Origin of the sequence: Cytobacillus sp. IB215316, from assembly GCF_033963865.1 — a bacterium.
In the GTDB taxonomy this organism is placed as follows: domain Bacteria; phylum Bacillota; class Bacilli; order Bacillales; family SM2101; genus Nanhaiella; species Nanhaiella sioensis.
Window position 1 is genome coordinate 318626 of sequence record NZ_JAXBMC010000002.1, and the last position, 18418, is coordinate 337043.

The window sequence follows — 18418 nt, forward strand, 5'->3', positions numbered from 1 at the left end:
TAATACACCCGAAGGGATTAATACTTGCAGGAACGGAATCCTTTTTGATTCATTTAGCTGTATTATAACTTCCATAAATTCATCATAATTACCTTCATTTATAAAATAATTGTTGTATTACTCTTGAAACCTTTTTGGAATTGTTAGAGGATCCTATTATAAATACTAGAAAATAACATACTGCTATACTGTACAGTCATGATATACAATCAAAGTAATTACATAGAGGAACTTACAAACGCTTCGTCTATTTCTTATGTTTTCATTCTAGTTTTTTCATTTTTATTGATTTTTTCTCCTTTTGAGTGACTAGGTTTATTTGAAGATTAATCATTAGTGTATTTTTTGTTTTTGGAAGCATAGCTTATTGTAAGGATCATTATGGCTTTCATCACAATTGACTTAGTTCATGTTAGAGAGTAGGTAATTTCATAACCATTAAAATAATAGTTTTATATACAGGATTATCGCGCTTGTATACTCAATGTACATCTTTTTCAAGTGTACTTTTTTGTTATAATAGACAATATGTTTATTTTTCACATCAACTTTTTTTAACAGGAGTGTGTTTTAAAATGAGATTTGATGCATTTACACCAATGGTAGGGTTATTTATTAATTTCCTTTCTTTTATAATCGGAATGGTTATTTTATATTGGGTGATTAAACTTGCTGTTAAGAACGCCATCAATGAATCAAAAATGAATAGATAGAAAACATGTATCGTTTTTTTCACTTTCAGATTTTTTATAGGTGTTTTATCAAACTTTTTTGCTATTAAGTCTTATAAAACTAGTGTGTTTCATCTAGTACATACATAAGTTATTTTCTCGAACCTGTTTTTAATACATTGTTTGATATCTTTAAAATACAATGGTTATTAAGTTCGTCTCCACTGTTTGTAGAAACATTTATTGTATTTGTTGCGGTGAAATTATCACCCTTCTCAGTGATCATACCTATTGTACAATAATTGCAAATAGTTAGTTCATCGGGAAATTCACATTGACAAATACAAGTACAAATTGGACAAGTTCCTGAAAAAAATATATCTACTGACAAGGTATCACCCCCTCTCATGACTAAAATATCTTATGCTATACAAAGTATTTATATAAAGAGCCTTTATATTTTTTAATTAGACTGTTTTTGTTTGTTGCTATTGTTATCCAATTAGTACCAATAAAAAGTGGTTTTACATGGTTAGCCATTGTTATACAAAAGAAAGTTGCCACGAACATTAATTATGTACATGTTTGACTCTTTAGTACGAAAAGCAACAATTAATGCGAATACAGCCTTTAATTAACTCCAAGCTTATTTAGTTTCATAAATTCACACATTAACTTACTTGATTAATCCAATTCTTCATTAAAGCTAAATATTTCAAAGGCTTAACATTTAAAGAATTATATAGTGATGAATGTAAAGAAAGGACTTTATTAAATGTTTAATTCTCTCGAGAAAGTAGCCACCATTTTTCTTAGCGTGTGGGGAATTGTTATCATTATTGGATTCATTTTCAACCTAGGAGTAACAAATTATCCTATATTCGATAACCCCATATTTGGTTTAGTTTCATTATTTTTTCTTGTGGTTTTTATATTTTCAAAAATAAAAAAGTTGTTAGTTAAAAAAGACAAGGAACTAAAAAGCCTATAATTTGATTTTATGGGCTTTTTCATATTCAGTTATACATGCTTGTTATCAAGTAACCTCAATTTACTCTTGTGTTTCATAAAATTTTTTCCTAAAAATATATTTTCGAATTATCCCAATAAACTCCTCATACCTTTGTATTAGTAATTACTTTGAAGAGGGTGCATTTGGTTTGACTACTACTGTGATAGATGCAAGAACCCATAGTGTGATAGCAACTTTACCAGTTGGAACTGCAGACTTTTCTTTCGTACAGTCTGTTGCCTTTTCCCATGATGGAAAAGTCGTTTATGTCACTAATAATGACGATCGTACAGTTTCTGTCATTGATGTCAAAGTTCATTCCGTGATAGCTACTATTTCTGTCGGAAACAACCCCTCTGGTATCTCCTTTTCTCCTGATGGAAAATTTGTTTATGTAACTAATACTGGAGATAACCCTGGTACTATTTCGGTCATTGATACCAAAACACATTCCGTTATTACTACCATTTTGGTTGGGGGAAATAGTCCATTTGTTGTATCCTTTTCCCAAGAAGAGAAATTCGCTTATGTGACTAATCCCGAAAGTGGAATAGTTTCTGTCATTGATACCAAAACACATTCTATTATTTCTTCTATATTGATTGATAATGCCCCAGTAGATGTAGTTATCTCAGCTGACGGAAAATTTGCTTATGTCACTAATAATGTTGACCTTGGTACTGTTTCGGTCATTGATGTCAAGTCTCACTCAATAATTTCTACTATTTCGGTTGGAAACTTTCCACTTGCTATCTCGTTATCTCCAAAAGAAAAACTTGCTTATACGGTTAATAACGATGACTTTGGTACTGTTTCAGTTATTGATACGAAAACACAGTCTCTAATTACTAGTATTTCAGTTGGAAGCTTTCCACGTGATGTTGCCTTCTCCCCTGATGGTAAACTCGTATATGTCACTAATGAATCTGACACTGTTTCGGTCATTGATGTGAAGACTCATTCCGTGATAGCCACTATTATAGTTGGTGGGAGTCCTATTGATGTTACGTTCAACAATGAGGGAAAATTGGCGTATGTTACTAATTCTGGGGATAGCACTATTTCTGTCATTGATACCAAAACTCATTCTGTAACTTCCTCTATTATTGTAAACACTCCTGTAGCTGTTGCATTCTCTCCTGATGGTAAACTTGCTTATGTAGATGAAGGGAATTAAGTTCATTAACCTTAATTACTCTCAAGTATCCTTAAATAAATATGTTTGTTGTAATGGTCATTTATCAGTTTCATCTTCATACTTTCTGCATTTACTATTAACAACTAATACTGTATAGGGACTGATTAACTATGACTAACTGTAAATGTAAAGACGATAAATGCCCAGAGTTATTTAAAGTTCAATCCAATCAAGAAATTGACTACGAAGAGGCCATAGATCCAATTGATTTACTCCAATTACCCGTATTGATTAAATCTAAGAACACTGAAGTAAAACTTGATTCAACTGTTGAAATTTTCACAAGTATTATAAATCGTGACCGAGATAATATAGGTTTTGCATCTTTCTCTTACGAATATATCCTTCAACGATCAACAAACGGTGGTAACTTCACAACCCTTGCAACTATGACTCCCGCACAGAGTCTCAATGTAATACCTGCTTCGGGCGCCGGACCAAGTAACTATAGTGGATCTCTAGTTACTAATCTTACATGGGTAGATAAACCAGAAATAGGTTGTTATATATATAGAATTCTTATAGACAAAGGACCAGCACAAACCTTTATAATCCAGACCCCCGCCGATCTTTCCCGCATGGTTAAAACCCGTTCTCTAAATGCTTCGGTATTTACTCACCAAACATAAATTTTGTTAGTAACCACAATACAAAATAAGTCATATCCTTCATGGCTTCATCAACAATGTCTTTGCTGTTACTTATATACCTAGTTTGACTGCTTAATCTAAGGAAAGAACTTAAAAATCCTCCCTCCTATTACCGAGATGGGATTTGATTTTTTTATAGTCTGAACAAGCTAATTATCCTACTAAATATACTGCAATTTATAACCTAGTAAATAATTAATCAAAGAAACTTTTTGTTCCACAATATGGCCCAAATCATAAATAACGGCGCATCTCATAAAGAAATGCGCCAGTTCTGTTGAGTTAATTAGTAAACAGAACTTAACTTGTGTTTAGTAGTAATTAATACAATAGTATACTTCTGTATCTCATTAAAAACTATTATGGTTTATTTATTTATTTATTGATTTGTTGGGATCTAATAAAGTACATATGGAGTACTTAAATTCTACATTACCCCCTGAGTTATTAAACACCTTGATTTCCTTTATATTTTCAAAAGGAACTGTTATTGACTGACCATTAGCTAAAGGTACAGGTATTTCAATTCCAACAGTCGGGACAAAAGTTAGATTTATAGCATCCCCTCCATCTTTCTTTATCGAGACCATTCCTGTTTTGCCCTCACCAAAGATATCCTGGAATATAAAAAATGTTGAACCATTTCCTATATCAACTTCTATATCTGGGTTAGTTTGGGAACATAATATAGGACAACAGTTTTCTTGTGGGTCTAAAAATGTACATATTGAATAAGCGAATTGTGCTAACCCAACTCCTGTATCGTTTTGAGCCATGATTTCTTTTATATTTCTGAAGGGGATGGTCCTTGACTCATTTATGTCTATAGTCATAGGTATACTATTTCCCACTACAGGTATAAAGGTTAATTTTATTCGTATATCCCTGTTCTGTACAGTAATCATTCCTATCTTACCAATATTATCTGGTACTGACTTAAAAATAGGAAAATTAGCTGTACTATCAATATCAACATCTATGTTAGGACTTTCTTCTTGAGAACATAATTCCTTGCAACATTTTTCTTGGACCACCTTAGAAGGAACTTTATTCTTGCATGTACAGCTATTAGTAAGAGTACTCATCTCAATCACCACTTTAGTAAATTTTTATAGTAATATATGCTATTGGTTAATCTGAAGGATAGATTCATGCCTAAGAAATGAGTAGTAAGACAATATTCTTTTTGAAAAGTACTCAGTGACATGTATTTTTGATGGGAGTATGAGAAACTATTTAGGGAATTGATAAAAAGGGATGACAAAAAGTTAATGAACATTTATTCATCATGTTGTGTGCTCAAATGAAATTTAGATTGTTAAAGGAATTTTATATAGAATTGATCAGAGAGGTGAAATGAACCTAATCGGTCAGGTAGGTAAGTTGTTTATCTGAGGCTGAAATTGCATGATTAATTTACTGTGCACGGTCAATAATGTGATGATTATTCATTTTTTAATCCTCTTCTTTTTTCCCTAAGTTATAATAATCTGAGGTTTTTTCTTCTACACTTGATCACAAAGTTAATTAAGCAATAAGGCATTCATTGATCTACTATTTACAAATGCTCCAGCCACACCTCCCTGCGTCTCAACTACAGATGCCATAAGCACAAGGTCTCCTCCTGCACATGGTACTGAAACTGTAAAATTTGGATTTGTGTTATGTTCTACATTAAATTCAGCAGGCTGTTGTACTCCACTTACAGTGTCCAATAATAAAGGAGAAGCCGGTGTATAGTTTGCTTCAGTTGATTCAACCATAACTTGATAAGCTACTTCATATTTGTATGATAGACTTGACTGCTCTGCTGTATTTTCCAAACCAACTACAAAGAAATTAGACTGAAAAAAACCATCAAGTTTTGTCTGTCTTCCATATAAATGTTTAGGTATCCTTAACCTTAGTAACTCAACTCTAGTTCCGTCTAATGGTAATTCTATGGGCTTAGTCTCTTGTGTAGAGAGAAATTCTGCACAATGATTTTTTGTCATTTTTCCACCCCCTGTCCCGTTCAAAATTTACAAATTTCCATAGAGCATAAACTGATTCATTGGAAAAGGTTCTCAGAATATGGTATTCATAGAAATACGCAATGCTTGGATTAACTTCTTAGATCATAAATGGAAAAATATCAGAAAAGAAACTCACTTAACCCTTAATTATCTAATAAGATAAAAAAAGGTTTATTTAAGCTGAAGATGAAATATGAGTGATAACATTAAAGTAGATTTAAATAACGTATACGACTACGAAAAATTCCCAGACAAGCTGGTAGCAGCTGTAATAATTGCAAATCCACTAGTTTTAATTGCTCTGTAGAAGAACTATTTTTTCATACGTGAGTGCATTAATTATGGGAAGAGTCTCTAATTCTAGGCAATAGAGCTATTTTAAATAAACTATGGTTCATGTATATAGAACATAATCCACTTTTATATATCCCTCTATAAGGAATGGCTTATAATGCGCTATTTTTATTTAGCCACTTTTCATTATTCTATTTAAAAGGCTGTCCTTTCAGGCACTATCTCTGATAAACCGTCATTAAATGTATTTAGGATTCCCCCATATTAGTCTGGGAGTCTAGGGTCTATGCAAGTTCATTATAATAGTCGTTATATTCTCAATTTGAACAGTCAGAAACATATAAATCAAATCCTTTACACTGTATATCTGATATGAAATTATCTAGTATTACTCCATATATTAACTTAACAGAGCCATTTTGCAGAAGGTGTCTCCATAATTCCCTCATTAATACAGTCTTTAATCTTACGTAATTAGATCACAACTCGTATTATTTCCCCTTTTTAAATATAGGAATTTAGAAAGCATCCATATTTCATTGCGGATTTGATAAATTTCGTGTAATCGAAGTTACATCATCATTAAATTCTCTGGTATTCTATAAAAATATTCGTTGGTTTTAAATAGGTTGTAATCACATTATTCCTAAGTTTCATAGTTAGCGAATTAACTAGTTCACTTTTCCATATCTTTGTTATAACAAGTATTGAAAAGAGGTGGTTTTGATTGACAACAACAGTGATTGATGTAAAAACACATAGCGTGATTGCAACGTTGCCTGTTGGTGATACAGATGAATCCTTTCCTGTTGCGTTTTCACCTGATGGGAAACTAGCTTATGTGATAAATATTAGTGGCAATATTTCAGTCATAGATGTAAAAACTCATTCTGTTATTGCTACATTGCAAGTTGGAGGTCTTCCAAATCGTGTCGCTTTCACATCAGATGGAAAACTTGCCTATGTGACGAATACTACAATCGCTAATGTATCAGTTATAGATGTAAAAACTCATTCTGTTATTGCTACTGTGCAGGTTGGAGGAGTTCCAAACGATGTGAATTTCACACCAGACGGGAAACTCGCTTATGTGACGAATACTGATATTCCCACTATATCGGTTATAGATGCAAAAACTCATTCTGTTATAGTTACTGTCCAAGTCGGGGTAAATCCACAAAATATCTCTTTCACGCCAAACGGGAAACTTGCTTATGTGACGAATTTTGATGATGCCACAATATCGGTTTTAGATGTAAAAACTCATAATGTGATTACTACTGTGCGGGTTGGTAATGGTGCAACGGATGTTGCTTTCACTCCGAACACGGAACTGGCTTATGTGGCGAATGAAGGTGATGCCAATATATCGATTATAGATGTAAAAGCTCATTCCGTTATTGCTACTGTCCAGGTTGAGAACCAACCAAAATCAGTCACCTTCACACCAGATGGGAAACTCGCTTATATAACGAATTCTGGGGATGCTACTGTATCGGTTATAGATGTAAAAACTCATTCTGTTATTCATACAGTGCAGGTTGGAGAAGATCCAAACGATGTCGCTTTCACGCCAGACGGAAAACTTGCTTATGTGACGAATACTGGTGATGCCACTGTTTCTGTCATTGATGTGAAAACACACAGTGTGATCGCCACAATACAAGTTGGGCTTTTTCCATGTATTGTCTCTTTTACACCTGACGGAAAAATTGCTTATGTAACTGAATAATGAACACAATGTCCTTGTGTCTTATAGAACTTTAAAAATCCCCCTCCTGTAACGGAGAGGGGATTTGAAATTTTTTATTTAAGTGTAAGCACGTTAATTAAGCATGTCTAGGTTTAGGAACATTCCTGCAATTTTAAATCTACAACATGATTAATAAATACTTGTTATTCAACGACCTAGCTCTTGTGCAGAAGAAACTTACTTTTTCGTGCTACGACAATGCCTTCCTTACACTTAAAATATACTTGGACTGATCTAATGGATTGACTCCTCTTCGAGTTCTTGTAGCTAACACTTCTTCGGGACATTCTTGATAACTATGAAAATGAGTCGTAATTGTCCCTTGGCCTTTTGTATAAGACGCTAATTGAACCGCATATTCCATAGAAGTTGCCAAAGGTATTATTCCTTCTATGATCATTCGATCTTCAAGTTGATTTGGTGAATCAAATGTTGCACGCATTAATGATAGATCATGAAGAACCTTTCCTCCAAATTGTTCTGGCACAGATATTCTAAAGTTCAACATAGGTTCTAGTAACTTCGTACCTGTATTACTTAACCCTTGCATGATACCCATAGGTGTCGCGACAGCAAAATCCAGAGGATGTGTGTGGACAACATGATGTTCTCCTTCAATTAAGGTAATTTTTAGATCCACTACATTCCAACCAAATAACCCTTGCTCCAAAGCCTCTGGAATTCTTCTGGAAACCTCATTTTGATAGCGTTCTAATAACTCTTCTTTACGCACAACTGAATGATAGGTAACCCCACTTCCTCTTTCGCCTGGCTCTATTTTAAAACGCAATACAGCCCAGCATGGTTTAGGCATCGTATAGCGGATAAGTCCTTCACCTGAATTTTTCGGTGTCTCCTGATAAATAACAGCAGGCTGTCCAAATCCAACTTTCAGCTGATATCGGTTTTCCATAATAGATTTAAGTATCTCGAGCTGAATGTTACCCATCACTTTAATATGTAGCTCTCGATCCTCTTGTTGCCACTGTAGATTTAATAAAGGATCCTCATCAACAAGTTCCTGAAACGCTTTTACAACAGCAGGATAATCCGCCGCTTTTTCCCATTCAACTTTTACAGTCAGAAGAGGTACCGCCATACGAGGATGTTCTGGAATCCCTTTTGTATCCCCTAATATATCACCTATCATCACATGATTTAATCCAGTGAGCGCAGCTATATCACCTGCTTGAAGCTCTCGTAAATCTTCACTTTTGTTACCCCTGACTTTACGAATTTGAGTCACTTTCTCCTCAATATTTTGAGTAACATTTGTGATCGTATTCCGATTTTGTATACTTCCTTCAAAAAGCCTAACGTACGCTAGTCTGCCTAATTTCTTATCTCTTTCTATTTTAAATACCACCCCAGCCAAAGGGGCATCCTTTGATCCTTTTGGCTGAGGTAGGTACTCGACCATGGCATCCATAAGTTCCTTTATCCCAATACCTTTATTTGAGGCACCAAACAAAATAGGAAATAAATCACAGCGTGCAGATAACAAATTGATTTTCTCTTTTAAAAGGTCGTTTGTTATTTCTTCTCCTTCTAAAAATTTATGTAAGATCGAATCATCATGTTCTGATACTGCTTCAACAAGCTGCTCATAAAAATCATGTTCATGGTTCATTAGCAAAGAGGTGATACCTGTAAAAGTGTGTTCATACCCTTGCACAAACTGTATAGGTACACAAGAATTAGTTAAGTTACGTTGAATTTCAGCCATAACTCGACGAGGATTTGCTCCAATTCTGTCAAGTTTGTTAACATAAATTAATGTTGGAATGTTAAGCTTCCGAAGTGCATGCCAAACAACTTCTGTTTGAGGTTGAACACCTTCTACTGCGCAAATGATAAGTATTGCTCCATCCATAACTCTTAGGCTACGTTCAACCTCTGACAAAAAATCAACGTGACCTGGAGTATCAACAATATTTATAACCGTATCTTTCCAAGTCAATTCCGTTGCTGCAGCAGTAACTGATATACCTCTTGCTTTTTCAACTTCTAGCCAGTCAGTTTGGGTTGTGCCTGTATCAACACTCCCTAAGGAGCGGATTTGACCACTTTGATATAACATCTGTTCTGTTGTAGTTGTTTTCCCGGCATCAATGTGTGCAAAAATACCGATATTTCTTCTTTTCTGAGAGGTTAACAATTCTAGATCACCTATTTCATCATCTTATTACTTCGCTGTTATCACATGTATCGTTGTTCTTAAAAGAAAATTAATGTATAAAACGTATATTTTAATAGAAATCGTGGACTCTTTTCTTCATTAAAACGATGAAACTTGCATCAAATCCCATAATATAGAAACAAGAGCAACAAAGTTTACGAAAAGAGCCTTTGACTAATATATCTTCATTTCATATTGTATCAGCAGTTAGTAGACAATGTCATTGTGAAACAGCTTCATATCGGTATTTTTTCTCTTCTAAACTTCCTATTAACCTAACCTGTGTATCCCTTGTTCTAAAATGCAACTCTGGGAATATCTATATTTAACTCCATCACAAGCTGTTTTATGATGTGTAATAATTGATAATCATTCCACCTTTTCCCCACACACTGTACGCCTATCGGTAGGTTTTCATCACTTAACTGAAGAGGAATCGTAACTACTGGATTTGCTAAAACATTAAATAAATTGGTATATGCAGTTGTTGCTTGCCAATATTCCATCGGTTTGTCATCAACATACACAGGTGTTTTATATATCGGTTGATACCCTATCATTTTTTCTTTTGTGATATGCTGGAATGCTGGTGTAACACTAACAGGTAAAATAAACATATCATAAGGGTCAAGAAACATATCAAATGATGTAATGAGATCTTCTCTTTGAGTTAACGTTCTCATATAGTTTTTAAAGTTTAGTGGCATCAACTTACTAGATGTCGGGTATTTCCGTTGAATTTTTTTAGTAATTACGTGTTCAAGCATCCTTAGTAAAGCAGGTTGATTTGAATTCAGTTCAGCATCGATGATTTTACCCCACGTTTCCCAAACTTTTATAGTACTGACTGGAAACTGCTCTATTTTAACAGTTTGTATACCTATGGATTCTAGCTTTTTTACATATTGATGGATGGAAGTTTTCACTTGCTTACTGACAGGAACATCTGGTAGTTCATCCATCCAGGCTATCTTAAGGTTTGCTAGCTTTACATCAACCTGTTTTTCAGTAACTAAATTGGGTACCTTCACGTCATTACTGTCTGTCCCAGCAATAATACCATAAGATAAAATTAAGTCATCAATAGACCTTGCTATCGGTCCGTAACACGCTAAATGCCTTGAAGAACGATAATTTGGTTGCGTTTTTACATTTTCCATTGGTAAGTGGCCGAAGGCTGACACTGAGTGCTCTGTAGGTTTTAAGCTATACACTCCACAAAAATGTGCAGGCACTCTTAAAGACCCTCCTATATCACTTCCAATATCTAAATAGCTAAAACTAGCTGACACTGCAGCAGCTCCACCACCACTACTTCCCCCAGGGGTACGTTCCAAGTCCCAAGGGTTATTGGTCCTTCCGTAAATATCGTTATCTGTTTGTAAATCCATTAGTAAAGGTGGGACATTTGTTTTACCTATAATAATGGCTCCTGCTTCTTTTAACCGACGTACAACAGTAGCATCAAAATTTGTCTCATAATCTTTGAGTGGAGTAAAGCCACTTGTTGTTTTCATTCTTTTGACTGCATACGATTCTTTTAATGTTATTGGGACACCATGTAAAGGTCCAAGCTTAGTACCTTCTTTCATTAGTTGATCTGCTTTTTTGGCATCATTTATTAGCTGATCAATATTTACATTCACAACTGCATTTACTTTCACATCAAATTGTTGAATTCTTCGAATGATCGCACGTACCACCTGCTCAGAAGTCAACTCCCCATTTGCAATTAATTTAGCAATCTTATTTGCTGATAAAAATAAAAAATCATCTCGTCTCATGTTTCTCTCTCCCTTCATATTAAAGTTAAAGGTAACAAGAAACAAAAACTTGATGATTAATGCTAAAGTGACCATATTAAGCATAAGTATAGGGCACGTTACTTACTTGTAATTGGAATACATATTTGTATCGCATGCTTTGTACCTTCCTCAAACGAGCGATATCTCTCAAAATCATATAAGCCATTAGCAACATATTTAGACTTTGGTAACCATACACCATAAATGTATTCATACGATAGTGGTAACGCCTCTGCGGATCCTTGATGATTAAAAATGAGATAATTACTTTTAGGCAATGTAATCTCCTTTAATTCTTGATTAGGAAGTTGTATAATTTCATCTTCCTCCACAGCAGCTATATATTTAAAATCAATTTCTAATCCAAATGACTCAGGGTAGTGCAAAACGCCATAAAGATACGTATCTGTTTTATCATATTTATGGATATCCCTACGTAGTTTAGACCAGCTTGCATATATTTCTTCGTGTGATGTATTTGTTGCCATATAGCCTTTAAGTCGAAGATCTTCCAACGTGACTTCCTCAATGTCTCCTAATAAATTCTTATTTTTATTTGTAAGATATTGTACATCAATTGGATTTTTGTAGATAAATTCTGCTGTTACTCCAAGTTGTCTAAATTGATACGGACTCATTTTATACCTTTTATTGAAAGCCCTAGTGAAAGCTTCATGTGATTCATACCCGAGCTCTAAAGCAATTTGCAAAATATTCATAGAATCGTTCACTAAAAGGGTTGCAGCTTCGGATAATCTTCTATTCATGATATATTGACCTACAGTTTCCCCAACCACTTGATGAAAGAGTCTTTGAAAATGAAACTTTGAGTAACCGCTATAATGGCTAATATCTTCTATCGTTAATTTGTTTGTTAAATTATTTTCTATGTAAATAATAGTTTTTGAAAGGTTTTCTATATATTCCATAAACAATCCTTTCATATAGAATTTTTTTATATGAATTTATCAGCACATTATGAAAGGTTGGTTTCTATTAATTTTTATATTTCGTAATAAAACACTAAACACGTATCAATTTTACCTTCATACCATCTTTTTTATTTGAATATAATGGTTACCGATACAATCACCAATTAGCTGTGCCAATTTAGTTTCAATTACAACAAGGCTTACGACAAGAACCTAAAGAAAAAAAGGATAGATGTTTATATTTTATCTATCCTTTCCACTCATATCTTATACAATTATTTATACATAGTTGCAATTTGACGTTGCAACTCATCATCTTCAATATATTCATCAAAAGTAATTTGTTTATCGATAACTCCGCTCGGTGTCACTTCAATGATGCGATTTGCAATCGATTGAACAAATTGATGATCGTGTGACGTGAAGAACATGGATCCTTTAAAAGCAATGAGACCATTATTGACTGCTGTAATAGATTCTAAGTCAAGGTGGTTCGTTGGCTCATCAAGAATTAATACATTTGCACTGCTAAGCATCATTTTTGACAACATACAGCGAACCTTTTCTCCTCCAGATAAAACACTAGCCTTTTTCAATACTTCTTCACCAGAGAATAGCATTCTACCTAAAAAACCGCGTAGGAAACTTTCACTTTCATCTTGTGGTGAAAACTGACGTAGCCATTCAACTAAATTAAGATCACTGTTCTCAAAAAAAGCTGAGTTATCCTTAGGGAAATAGGCTTGTGAAGTAGTTACTCCCCATTTAAACGAGCCGCTATCAGGCTCCATTTCACCCATCAGAATTTTAAGTAATGTCGTGTTTGCAACTTCATTACGACCTACTAGCGCAATTTTATCATCTTTGTTCATTGTAAAGCTAACGTTATCTAGTACTTTTTCACCATCAAGTGTCTTTGTCAAACCTTCTACTCGTAGCAGATCGTTGCCTATCTCTCTTTCTGGAGAAAAGCCAACAAACGGATATCTTCTAGATGAAGGTTTAATATCATCAAGTGAAATTTTGTCTAATAGTTTTTTCCTAGAGGTAGCTTGTTTTGATTTAGATGCATTTGCACTAAAACGTGCAATAAAGTTTTGTAATTCTTTAATTTTTTCTTCTTTTTTCTTATTAGCATCCTGAGCCATTTTTAAGGCAAGTTGACTAGATTCATACCAAAAATCATAGTTCCCTACATAAATTTGGATTTTCCCAAAGTCTAAATCTGCCATATGTGTACAAACCTTATTTAAAAAGTGACGGTCATGTGAGACAACAATCACGGTATTTTCAAAATTAATTAAGAATTCTTCTAACCATTGGATCGCTTTCATATCAAGGTGGTTAGTAGGCTCATCTAGTAATAGAACATCAGGTTTACCAAAAAGTGCTTGCGCTAATAAAACCTTTACTTTTTCTCCACCTGCTAAATCACTCATTTTCTTCGCATGAAGGTCTTCACCAATACCTAGGCCATTTAATAATGTTGCTGCTTCTGACTCTGCTTCCCAACCATTTAGTTCAGCAAACTCACCTTCAAGCTCTGCCGCCTTGATACCATCTTCATCTGAAAAATCAGCCTTCATATAGATAGCATCCTTCTCCTGCATCACTTCATACAAACGTTCATGCCCCATAATAACAACTTTTAAAACTTCATGTTCTTCATACTCGAAGTGATTTTGCTTTAACACCGCTAGACGTTCCCCTGGTGTCATGTGTATATCACCAGTTTGGGCTTCAATTTCTCCAGATAATATCTTCAAAAAGGTTGATTTACCTGCACCATTTGCTCCAATTAAGCCATAGCAATTACCAGGCGTGAATTTTATATTAACATCCTCAAATAGCTTACGGTCACCGTAACGTAAGCTCACATTTGTAACTGTAATCATTTACGTTCCTCCATTTTATAATACATCCTTACTATTATATCACCGTCAGTTATAAACTACTAGGAGTGATATTAAAAAAGACGCTAACGCTAATAAAACATACGTTATCTACGTATTTCATCAATTAAAGGTATTTTTGATCTTTTCCGCACTTAGTGTCGTTTCCTTCATGATAGTAACAATCTTTTGATTAACTGTAGTTAATGTTTCAATCATAACACTCATTTTCTCTAAGCTAGCTGTTAAAACGATTGCAATTTTAAACGAAAGAAGAACAAAGAATATTCTCCCAAAAAATGAATTCTGTACTGTATCGAATTTACTGTCTAATAATTACGCATATTATCTACCGCTATATATCAATAACACAAACTAGGCAAAAACCGCTTATAGACTCTAGCATTTAATCCCATAACACTAATGCTGAAAAAAAGTAATATTTGTAGCTATTTTCATTATTGCAAGCTTTATAACACTATATCCTTAAACGCAAAGCATAAAAACACTTTAGTATTTTTTGAATATATAGATTACTCGATCGTTTATTGTATACGTGCATTTTCACCTTAGGACAGGTAGAACAAATGTAACCTTTCATACAAAATTTTCACAAAAAAATAACCACTTAACCCCGTATATAAGCAAGGTAAGTAGTTTTATCTATTAAGGTTGTTTTTCATCTTAGCATCCTAGTTATTTCACAATGCTTGATTAATGACTTCCGATATAATCAAATGTATTTGAAGGGTAGAATGTCCAGTCGTTACTATTATAAGTAGCTGCACCAGATGTTATATCACTATTCCTTAGCAACGTTTTATCTTTTGCAAAGCTAGCGCCTTGAACACCAATAACATCAATAATAACGCCATTATGCTTTAAGACAATTGAATCATCACCATTAAAAACCATATTTGTTTCAGTCATATCTGCTTCTACTAAAATAGTTTGGTCCGCGTTAGGGTTTGCAATAACAAAAACTTCCCCACTGCTTATTGTACCAGTTAATGAAATACTACTAGAAAGATTGGATAGCTCAATTGTATATTGTGATAGATCAACAGCTACACCTGTTCCATTATAAATTTCTAGTGCTTTATTATAGCTGCTTCCTTCAATATATTCAGAGAAAAACACATTGGATGTAGGGTTTTGATCACCTTCCACATAACCAAATGACCCTTTCGCAAAAGTCGATTGATCCCACCACTTATAACCTGGGTCAGGTAAAGACCATGGCTCAAATTCAGGCTCTGTGGAATTTTGTGGTGTTTCAAAATGTAATAATGATGTTGGTTGATCCAGTTCAAGTCCAGATATATCAGCAAAGCTTGTATAGCTTTCTTGAACCGTTAGCCAATTTACCATATTCACAAGAAGCTTAGCGTCATCAACTTCAAGAAAACCGTCATAGGTTCTTTTAGATGATCCATTTTCCTCACGTGCATATTTAGGTGTTGCATCTTCTACTGGAGATGAATCTCCGATAAACGCAGTTTTTCCTAACCCATACTTTCCAATCGCTGCATAAGGGCCTTCTTCGATTCCTCCACCATTATATACGCCCTGATCTACTGCATAAGACCATTTTTGGTTTGTGCTTGGTAAATATACAATTCCCTTTGCTTTTGTTGGGTCAATTATAGCTAAGGTTGACCCAGCATGCATAGCCACGTTGTTTACCCCTTCTGTAATTCCGAAGGATTGGTCTGGTGTTACTATTTGATTAGCGGTAACATCACCTATAGCATTATAACGAAAACGAATCCCAAAATTTTCCGAGAGCCAATCAGAGCTCGTTACATCCGTCATCGCTGTTGAATTACGCTCTTCAGTACTCATCCCTTTTGTTGGATCATTCCACGCGCCACGACGATAACCGTTAAAAATTTCAGATGAATCCCAACGGTTTTTATTTCGGTCAGCATTATAATGGTCAGATATGAAAAAAATACTTCCTCCATTTTCAACATACTGTACCATGACCGCTTGCTCAGAACTTTTATAAGGTATATTTGCCTCAGGTATTATAAAAGCATCATATGTAGCTATGTCTTCATAAGTAATTGGGGTAGATTGTCTAAGTTCTTTAACGTAATAGCCGTTATCTGCGAGAGCATTCGCAAAATCTGAAAATCCCCCGTCTATTACCCAATCAGCTGCACCGGCAGTTTGTCCATGAGTATTGTCAAATAAAATCCTCTTCCCATTTACATTACCTCTTGCTTCAATTTCTGGTGCTGGATCCCCTACTCCTTCTGCAAAAATAGCAACTTCTACTTGTAAAAAAGCAACAAGGGTCAATAAAGCGATTACACTAATACAAATCCTTTTTCCAACTTTTAAAATCATAAACAAAACAAACCTCCTACCTTAATTATTCTCCCTTTTCTAGATTATCATATTAATATGAAAATTAAGTTAAAAATCGGAATAATATTAAAAAACTATACATTCTGTAATGAGATTAATAGAATTACTTTTTTCAGACTTACATTGTAAAAACAAAATTTCATGTAAATTCTCTTTTGCTAACAGGAGACTTTTGTCTATTACCTTTTCTTCCTATTTTTAAAATACAATATAAAAAAGGATTTTAACCGACCTTATCGAATAAAATGAATGTCATACTTTCACAAAAGCGTTTTTCACAAACTTATGATACAAACTAAAAAATTATTATTGACCTTCCATCGCTTTATTAAAAAAAGATGCTTTGAGAACTATGTTGTACCTTGTTTAATTCTAAGTTTGTATAGCATTCAATCACATCAAATGTGTATCTATGGAAAGAAGTTTTACAAAGGCAAAATATATACACTGTCATATGAGCTATGTATAAGGACCTACCATTACCTCATATAGGATTGTTACCTACATCTAAACTAAGGAGAAAGAATACAATATGAATACATTACAACTAATTAGTGATTATAAAAATAATTCAACGTATAGAGAGAGTTTTATTAAGCTAGCTAAAGATGTTTTTGGCATAGATTTTCAACAATGGTTTGACTTAGGATATTGGGATGATAGCTATATATGTTATTCATTTATTGATCAAAAACAAGTTATTGCCAACGCTTCAATAAATAAAATGAGTATCACGCACAAAGGGAAAGAGTTTAACGCGATTCAAGTTGGCACTGTTATGACACACCCTCAATATCGAAACAAAGGCTTAGCTGCGAAACTAATGAAACATATCATTGCAAAATATGAAAACGATTGTGATTTCATTTATTTATTTGCAAATGATTCTGTATTAGATTTCTATCCTAAATTTGGATTCAATAAAGTCTTAGAAAATAGCTTTACTATACAGCGCGCTGACTTAAGTCTTAAACCCATAAATCCTTTAACGATAAAAAAATTAGATGTGAATAAACAATCACACCTTACAATTATTGAAAGATTAGCTAGCACAAGAGTTCCTGTATCAAACACATTTGGGGTAAAAGATTGTAAACATCTGCTAATGTTTTATATTATTTTAGCTTTTAAAGATGCGACTTACTATATTGAAGAGGAAGATAGCATTATTATTTTTGACCAAAATGATGGCGTGTTAAATATTTACGACATCATTAGTAATGATAAGATTGATGCTGTGAACATTCTTGGTAATTTGATGTCAGATGAAAAAGCTATTCATTTTCATTTTACTCCGGACTTCCTACAAGATCTGTTAAAAACTGAACTCAAATCAACCATTGGTAATGATACGTTGTTTATACGTCCTTTAAACAAGGATTTTCCTAGCCATTTTTTATTTCCACTTACATCTCATGCTTAACCTTGCTATTAATACTTGTAACCGTATTTGTTTAATCTACATGAACGGCACTAATTGAGGTGGAAATAATCCCCCTTAAGTTAATTAGGCTTAAATAGAGTTATGGTCTAGAAACAAAGGATTGATCCAACTACATGTTAATAAAGAGGCTGGGACAAAACCCAATTAAAATGAAGAAACCGCACGAAATCATATTTATAAACCTTGATTTCGTGCGG

At 33.9% G+C, this 18418-nt stretch carries 12 protein-coding genes; 5 read left to right on the plus strand and 7 right to left on the minus strand.

What is annotated here, in order from left to right; all coding sequences use genetic code 11:
• The first annotated feature begins 575 nt into the window (after positions 1-575).
• The 3 genes from SLH48_RS05820 to SLH48_RS05830 all read left to right on the plus strand — a co-directional run bounded on the left by SLH48_RS05820 (position 576) and on the right by SLH48_RS05830 (position 3510).
• A complete protein-coding gene (locus SLH48_RS05820) occupies positions 576-713 on the plus strand; it encodes a hypothetical protein (RefSeq protein WP_320257365.1) in 138 nt (45 codons plus the stop codon).
• A 1118-nt stretch (positions 714-1831) separates the two neighbouring features.
• The gene (locus SLH48_RS05825) at positions 1832-2860 is read left to right on the plus strand and encodes a cytochrome D1 domain-containing protein (protein WP_320257366.1); all 1029 of its coding nucleotides are present in this window, start codon (positions 1832-1834) and stop codon (positions 2858-2860) included.
• A 131-nt stretch (positions 2861-2991) separates the two neighbouring features.
• On the plus strand, positions 2992-3510 hold the full coding sequence (locus tag SLH48_RS05830) for a hypothetical protein (RefSeq protein WP_320257367.1): 519 nt from the start codon (positions 2992-2994) through the stop codon (positions 3508-3510).
• Between the two features lie 392 nt (positions 3511-3902).
• On the opposite strand, the gene SLH48_RS05835 is transcribed toward SLH48_RS05830, so the two are convergent.
• Both SLH48_RS05835 and SLH48_RS05840 read right to left on the minus strand, forming a co-directional pair.
• A complete protein-coding gene (locus tag SLH48_RS05835; protein WP_320257368.1) occupies positions 3903-4565 on the minus strand; it encodes a hypothetical protein in 663 nt (220 codons plus the stop codon).
• Between the two features lie 489 nt (positions 4566-5054).
• Complete coding sequence (locus tag SLH48_RS05840; protein WP_320257369.1) at positions 5055-5525, minus strand: hypothetical protein; 471 nt, start codon at positions 5523-5525, stop codon at positions 5055-5057.
• Between the two features lie 1042 nt (positions 5526-6567).
• Between SLH48_RS05840 and SLH48_RS05845 the strand changes: the two genes are divergently transcribed.
• On the plus strand, positions 6568-7572 hold the full coding sequence (locus SLH48_RS05845; protein WP_320257370.1) for a cytochrome D1 domain-containing protein: 1005 nt from the start codon (positions 6568-6570) through the stop codon (positions 7570-7572).
• Positions 7573-7783: 211 nt separating this feature from the next.
• Here the strand turns inward: SLH48_RS05845 and SLH48_RS05850 are convergent, their stop codons facing one another.
• From SLH48_RS05850 to SLH48_RS05870, 5 genes are all read right to left on the minus strand, one after another.
• Positions 7784-9751, minus strand: a complete 1968-nt coding sequence (locus SLH48_RS05850; protein WP_320257371.1) for a translation factor GTPase family protein — start codon at positions 9749-9751, stop codon at positions 7784-7786.
• A gap of 317 nt (positions 9752-10068) precedes the next feature.
• A complete protein-coding gene (locus SLH48_RS05855) occupies positions 10069-11556 on the minus strand; it encodes an amidase (protein WP_320257372.1) in 1488 nt (495 codons plus the stop codon).
• A 98-nt stretch (positions 11557-11654) separates the two neighbouring features.
• A complete protein-coding gene (locus SLH48_RS05860) occupies positions 11655-12506 on the minus strand; it encodes an AraC family transcriptional regulator (protein WP_320257373.1) in 852 nt (283 codons plus the stop codon).
• 278 nt (positions 12507-12784) lie between these two features.
• Entirely contained in the window at positions 12785-14404 is a 1620-nt protein-coding gene (locus SLH48_RS05865) for an ABC-F family ATP-binding cassette domain-containing protein (RefSeq protein WP_320257374.1), read from the minus strand.
• Between the two features lie 711 nt (positions 14405-15115).
• The gene (locus SLH48_RS05870) at positions 15116-16756 is read right to left on the minus strand and encodes a lamin tail domain-containing protein (RefSeq protein WP_320257375.1); all 1641 of its coding nucleotides are present in this window, start codon (positions 16754-16756) and stop codon (positions 15116-15118) included.
• A gap of 553 nt (positions 16757-17309) precedes the next feature.
• Between SLH48_RS05870 and SLH48_RS05875 the strand changes: the two genes are divergently transcribed.
• The gene (locus tag SLH48_RS05875; protein ID WP_320257376.1) at positions 17310-18200 is read left to right on the plus strand and encodes a GNAT family N-acetyltransferase; all 891 of its coding nucleotides are present in this window, start codon (positions 17310-17312) and stop codon (positions 18198-18200) included.
• Positions 18201-18418 lie beyond the last annotated feature (218 nt).